Source organism: Alkalibacterium indicireducens (assembly GCF_039522005.1).
GTDB lineage: Bacteria > Bacillota > Bacilli > Lactobacillales > Carnobacteriaceae_A > Alkalibacterium > Alkalibacterium indicireducens.
In genome coordinates this window covers 1-1,557 of sequence record NZ_BAAADA010000007.1, presented here as the reverse complement: position 1 = coordinate 1,557, position 1,557 = coordinate 1, and the positions used below count along the sequence as shown (strand labels likewise).

The following is a 1,557-nucleotide window of genomic DNA, read 5'->3' as shown; positions in this document are numbered from 1 at the left end:
GTCTGTGCAGACAAGAATGGAGTTCGTAGGAAGCCCCCACTTCAAAATCCAAAGGATTTAAGTGGTGGGTAGTTCACATAACTACACTCGACTCAATTATTACGGACAGCACGCGCCTGTATATCGGTAATGCCGTCCCTGAAACTTATTATAAAGACACCTATGTAAAAAATATCAAGCCCGTTCATGCAGTCGCTCTCCCAGTCACACATCAAGAAGTTCAGGCCCTGGTTCAGTTTGCCATCGACAAAGATCTGAAGATACTGGCTCGTGGTGCTTGAACAGGTGTTGCCGGTGCTCAAGTTCCGCTTGAAGGCAACGAACTCATCATCGACGTTCATCTGATGGATACCATTACCGAGCTGGATGAAGAAACGCTGACGCTGACCGTTGAACCGGGCGTGCTGGTTGGCGACATTCATACCTATGTAGAGAGTAAAGGCTACTTCTATCCACCAGATCCCGCTTCAAAGCATTCAACGATTGGTGGAAATGTGGCGACGAATGCCGGTGGACTGCGTGCCGTCAAATACGGAACGACCCGCCAATATGTAAGAGAAATGACCGTCGTTCTGCCCAGTGGAGAATCCATGACACTCGGCAGCAAAAACATCAAGGACAGTTCCGGATATGATTTGAAAGACCTCTTTATCGGATCGGAAGGCACACTCGGCATTACTACTCAAATCAAGCTTAAACTGATTCCTCTACCTAAAGCCAGTCTGTCCATCCTTCTGGCTTTCGATACGGTCCAGGAAGCAACAGATGCAACTTTAGCTATTCTGACCAGCGGAGCAGATCCTTCCGGGGTGGACTGTTTGAACGGCAGGCTCTGAGATACGCTGAACAGAATCTCGGTTACCCATTAAAATCACAGGTGGGAGACGCCTATCTGTTGATGACGCTTGATGGAAACGATGCAGCTGATTTGACAGTACGGGCCGAACTGGTCGAGCAGATTGCTAAAGAGACCGCACGTGATAGTCATGTCTTGACAGAGGAAGAAGCGGCTCAGAACTGGGCGTTGAGAGACAACATTCTTCTGGGCCTGACCGTCTTTACTGAATTCGAACTGCTGGATGAGGTCGTTCCAATCAATAAATTTGCCGAACTGATTGAGTCCACAAAAGCGATGCAGGAAAAACATGGGCTGAACGTTTTGAACTTCGGGCATGCTGGAGACGGCAATGTTCATACCCTGTTGATGAAAGATGACTTGAGTGAAGAGGAATGGACTAGAAGACGCGCTGCTCTTCTAAAAGATCTGTACCAGAAAGTCGCTGATCTAGGAGGCCTTCCTTCCGCCGAGCACGGCATAGGGATCGTCAAGAAAGAATACATGGAAAGTATGACGGATGACATCAACTTGAAGTATATGCGAGCCATCAAACAAGTCTTTGACCCGGATAATCGACTGAATCCTGGGAAAGTGTTCTGATTGGTTGCTAAATGAAAAATAAATAGATAAAGAAACACTCGTCCTTGGATAAACTGGACCCTATAGAATAGACACGGATAAAAAACCCTTATTCGTTCTCTATTTTATAGGGTTCTTTA

At 46.8% G+C, this 1,557-nt stretch carries 3 protein-coding genes; 2 read left to right on the top strand and 1 reads right to left on the bottom strand.

Features of this window, described 5'->3' with window-relative positions:
• Positions 1 to 92 precede the first annotated feature (92 nt).
• Positions 93 to 341, bottom strand: coding sequence for a hypothetical protein (locus ABFX15_RS00565; RefSeq protein WP_346023621.1), 249 nt, complete (start codon positions 339 to 341; stop codon positions 93 to 95).
• Between the two features lie 3 nt (positions 342 to 344).
• Between ABFX15_RS00565 and ABFX15_RS00560 the strand changes: the two genes are divergently transcribed.
• Both ABFX15_RS00560 and ABFX15_RS00555 read left to right on the top strand, forming a co-directional pair.
• Entirely contained in the window at positions 345 to 836 is a 492-nt protein-coding gene (locus tag ABFX15_RS00560) for an FAD-binding oxidoreductase (protein WP_346023620.1), read from the top strand.
• Positions 837 to 877: 41 nt separating this feature from the next.
• Entirely contained in the window at positions 878 to 1,438 is a 561-nt protein-coding gene (locus tag ABFX15_RS00555; protein ID WP_346023619.1) for an FAD-binding oxidoreductase, read from the top strand.
• Positions 1,439 to 1,557: the final 119 nt, after the last annotated feature.